We start from the raw sequence: 4,458 nt of genomic DNA, 5'->3' as shown, positions 1-4,458 counted from the left end.
GTACTGGTTCGGGGCGGGGTCGGGGTCAGCGCGTAGCCGAGGGCCGGGGCGACCTCGTCGGCGAAGAGCGCGATCGAGCGCAGCACGTGCTCGTGCGGGGCGTCGACCGAGTGCACCTGGAACGCCACCTCGGTCGCGCGGGCGAGGGTGGTGTCGGCGGCGAGCGATTCCGCCACCTGCTCCGGCGTGCCCAGGTGCGTGTCGAGCGCGGCGATCAGCTCGTCGATACTGTCTCCCGGGATCGTCTGGCCCTGCCGGCGGAAGCCCTCGGCCGCCCGGCGCAGCCCGACCTCGGCGAAGCGCAGCGCCTCGGCACGGTCGTCGGCGACGAACACGGTGCGCGAGGCGGTGATCCGCGGCGCCACCCCCTCCGGCAGCGCCTCGAGGTACGCGTCGATGATCGGATCCTGCAGGGCAGACAGGGGCGCGCGCAGCTGGTCGGCACTGCGCGGCTGCGTGCGAGACAGGAGCAGCCCGTGTCCGTGGATGCCGGCCCGATGCCCGCCCGGCGCCGAGAAGGTCGCCTGCCAGACACGGTCGGCGAGATCTCCGGCATCCGGGTAGAGGGTGTTGCCCGCCCCGACGTCACGGCCGGCGAGAGCGTCGAGCAGTGTCCGCAGCTTCCGGTCGTAGGTCGGCGCCTTGTCGCGCACGTCCTCGCCGAACGGTGCGAACGACGAGGGCGTGCCGCCGCTGCCGAGTCCCAGATCCACGCGCCCCCCGGAGAGCAGATCGGCGACCACGGCGTCCTCCGCCACCCGCACGGGATCCTCCAGCGGCAGCGTGATCACCCCGGTGCCGAGGCGGATGTTCGAGGTCACGGCGGCGACGTGCGCGAGGAACACCAGCGGCGACGGCAGCCCGCCCTCGGCCGCATGGAAGTGGTGCTGCGCGACCCACGCCCGTCCGATGCCGTGTCGCTCGGCCTGCTGGATCTGCGCGGTCGCGAACGCATATCGCTCGGCAGGAGCGGCGTCGTCGAGCAGTCGGGTGAAGAAGGCGACGGTGGGGGTGGTCATACGACGGTCTCCGTTCGTCCCGGTACTGCGGCCAGCAGCTCCCGGGTGTAGTCGTGCTGCGGGTCGCGGAAGAGGTCTTCCGTCTGCCCCTCCTCGACGATCCGGCCGCGGCGCATCACCGAGACCGTGTGGCTGATCCGCCGCACCACCGCGAGGTCGTGCGAGATGAACAGGTAGGTGAGCCCGAGTTCGGCCTGCAGGGAGGTGAGCAGCTCGAGGATGCGGGCCTGCACCGTGACGTCCAGCGCCGACACCGCCTCGTCGAGCACCACGATGTCGGGGTCGATCGCCAGCGCGCGGGCGATCGCGACGCGCTGCCGCTGTCCGCCCGACAGCTCTCGTGGGGTGCGCCGTGCCACCTCGGCGGGGAGCGACACCCGGTCGAGGAGGGCGAGAGCGCGCTCGCGGCGCTCTGTGCGGCTGCCGACGCCGAAGTTCACCAGCGGCTCGGCGACGATCTCCGCGATCTGCTGGCGCGGGTCGAGCGAGGCGAACGGGTTCTGGTAGACGAGCTGGATGCGCCGGCGGAGCACCCGCAGCTGCTCGCGCTTCGCGTGGGTCACGTCGTCGCCGTCGACCTCGATCGTCCCGGCATCCGGCTGGTGGAAGCGGGTGATGAGGCGTGCCGTCGTGGTCTTGCCCGAGCCCGACTCCCCCACGAGCGCATGTGTGGTGCCCTTGCGCACCCGGAACGACACGTCGTCGACGGCCCGGAAGCGCTCGCGCCCCGCGACGCGGAACTCCTTCACGAGTCCGTCGGCGACGATCGCCCAGGGGTTCTCGGCGGCGACCGCCGCGGCATCGCGCAGGAACGGCGGGGCGTCGGGCCGACGGAAACCCGTCGCGAACGCCGGAGCGTCGGCGAGCAGCTGCTTCGTGTACGAGTCGGTCGGTGCGGCGAGCACCGCCTCGCTCGAGCCCTGCTCGACGATGCGACCGTCTTTGAGCACGACGAGCCGCTCGGCCCGGTCGGCTGCGACACCGAGGTCGTGGGTCACGAGCAGGATGCTGGTGCCTTCCTCGCGCTGCAGCTCGTCGAGCAGGTCGAGCACCTTGCGCTGCACCGTGGCGTCGAGCGCGCTGGTCGGCTCGTCGGCGATCAGGAGCCGCGGCCGCAGGGCGATCGCCGTCGCGATCAGCACGCGCTGACGCATGCCGCCCGAGAGCTCGTGCGGATACTGGCGCGCCCGCAGGTCGGGGTCGTCGATGCCGACGCGGTCGAGCAGCTCGATGGCGCGTGCGCGCCGCGACCGACGATCACGGTGCCTGTGCAGACGGAGGATCTCCTCGACCTGCGCGCCGATCGTGCGCACGGGGTCGAGCGAGGTGGTCGGATCCTGCGGTACGAGACCGATCTCGGGACCGCGGATGCCGCGCAGCGCACGGTCGGACCATCCCGAGATGTCGAGGTCTCCGAGCAGCACCTGGCCGCCGTCGACGCGGCCCCCTTCGGGCAGCAGCCCGAGCAGGGCGTGCGCGGTGGTGGACTTGCCCGAACCCGACTCCCCCACGAGCGCCAGGGTCTCGCCCTCGGCGATCTCGAACGAGACGCCGTGCACGACCTCGCGGCGCCGGTCCTTGTCGCCGTAGGAGATCCGCAGATCGGTGGCGGAGATGACGGCGCTCACTTCGCGCTCCTTCCGATGCGGTGGCTGATCCGGTTGGCGCTGAGGACGACGACGACCACGACGAGACCGGGCAGGGCGGTGAGCCACCAGGCGGTGCCCACGTAGTTGCGGCCGTCGGCGATCAGCAGGCCCCACTCCGGCGTGGGCGGCGGCGCACCGTAGCCGAGGAACCCGAGCGTCGAGATCGCGAGGATCGCCGTCCCGAACTGCAGCGCGGCGAGCGCGACGATCGGCGTCAGCGAGTTGGGCAGCACGTGCCGGCGCAGCACGGTGAAGAACGTGCCGCCGCTGCCGAAGGCCGCTTCGACGTACTCGGTGCGCCGCACGCGGGCGACCTCGGCGCGCATGAGCCGGGCGAAGGCCGCGACGCTGCCGAGACCCACCGCGATCGCGGCGTTCACGGTGCCGAAGCCGAGCAGGATGATGACGGTGAGGGCGAGGAGCAGTCCCGGGATCGCGAGCAGCACGTCGACCACGCGCATCAGCACGTCGTCGACCACACCCCCGACGGCACCGGCGATCGCACCGATCAGCGTGCCGAGGGCGAGGCCGACCGTGACGGCGATGAGCGCTCCCGAGAGCGAGTGCACCGCGCCGTGCACGACCCGGCCGAACAGATCGCGGCCGAGGGTGTCGGTGCCGAACCAGTGCGCGGCACTCGGCGCGAGCAGCTTGTCGGCCGGGACGCCCGTGAGCGGGTCGCCGGGGGCGAAAACCCCGGGGATGACGGCCCAGAGCACGGCGAGCGCGACGACCGCGTAGGCCAGGTACAGGCCCCAGGCGCGGCCGCGCAGTCGGCGGCGAGGGGCCTTCTCGGTCTCGGTCGCGGCCGGATGCGGGGGCGCGGCCGGGTCGGGCCCGACCACGGAATCGATGATCACGGGAGCGGTCATGCGGTCGCCTCCTGGAGTGCGCGGGGCGCCGAGGCGCGGGCGACGGTGCGTTGGCGGGGGTCGATGAGCGGGGTCACGAGGTCGACCGCGAAGCTGATGATCACGAAGCCGAGGGCCGACAGCAGCACGACGCCCTGCAGCACCGGGATGTCCTGGTTCGCGACGGCCTGCTCGGTGAGGCGGCCGATGCCCGTGCGGCCGAACACGGTCTCGGTCACCACGGCCCCGCCGACGAGCTCGCCGAACAGGACACCGGCGATGGTCAGAGTCGGCACGGCGGCGTTCCGGGCCACCGAACGGGTGAGCACCCACAGCGGCGGAGCGCCCTTCGCCCGCACCACCGTGACGAACGGCTGCGCCTGCACCTGGTCGATCGCGCGCACCAGCACCTGGGCCAACGGGGCCGAGATCGGCACGGCGAGGGTGAGCACCGGCAGGACGAGTCCGGCCACCGGGTCGGCCCCGACGATCGGCACCCATCCGAGTCCGAACGAGAACACCTGGATGAGCAGGATGCCGAGCCAGAAGACCGGCACCGCCACGAACAGCCCCGGCACCTGGCGCAGACCGTCGCGCAGCCACGCGAACGGTGCGAGCGAGGAGAGCCCGGCGATGAGGACGGCGAGGATCAGCGCCACGACGAGTCCGAGCGACGCGAGCAGCAGGGTCGCGGGAAGCGCTTCGCCCAGCATCGTCAGCACCGGGGTGCCGAACTCGGTCGAGAACCCGAAGTCCCCGGCGAGGAAGCCGAGTCCCGCGTGCACGTACTGCTCCCACCACGGCAGGTCTGCGCCGTAGGTGGCGCGGATGCTGTCGAGCTGATCCGGCGACAGCCCGAGGCTGGGGTCGGAGAACTTGATCAGGATCGCATCGCCCGGCAGCAGCTGCAGCAGGAAGAAGGTGGCCGTGAAGGCCCCG

4 protein-coding genes are annotated in these 4,458 nt (G+C 72.4%); all 4 read right to left on the bottom strand.

Annotated features, from left to right (window positions below):
- Positions 1-1,019, bottom strand: a 1,019-nt coding sequence (locus tag ACNPM4_RS16220) for a putative FMN-dependent luciferase-like monooxygenase (protein ID WP_448986367.1), incomplete at its 3' end; no start/stop codon positions are given.
- Positions 1,016-2,647, bottom strand: coding sequence for a dipeptide ABC transporter ATP-binding protein (locus tag ACNPM4_RS16215; RefSeq protein ID WP_448986366.1), 1,632 nt, complete (start codon positions 2,645-2,647; stop codon positions 1,016-1,018). The genes ACNPM4_RS16220 and ACNPM4_RS16215, both read right to left, overlap by 4 nt.
- Positions 2,644-3,540, bottom strand: coding sequence for an ABC transporter permease (locus ACNPM4_RS16210; protein WP_448986365.1), 897 nt, complete (start codon positions 3,538-3,540; stop codon positions 2,644-2,646). The genes ACNPM4_RS16215 and ACNPM4_RS16210 overlap by 4 nt, the downstream gene beginning before the upstream one ends.
- The coding region (locus tag ACNPM4_RS16205; protein ID WP_448986364.1) for an ABC transporter permease at positions 3,537-4,458 on the bottom strand (922 nt) is incomplete at its 5' end. The genes ACNPM4_RS16205 and ACNPM4_RS16210, both read right to left, overlap by 4 nt.

The organism is Microbacterium umsixpiens (genome assembly GCF_053543675.1).
This window is presented reverse-complemented; position numbering and strand designations above follow the sequence as displayed.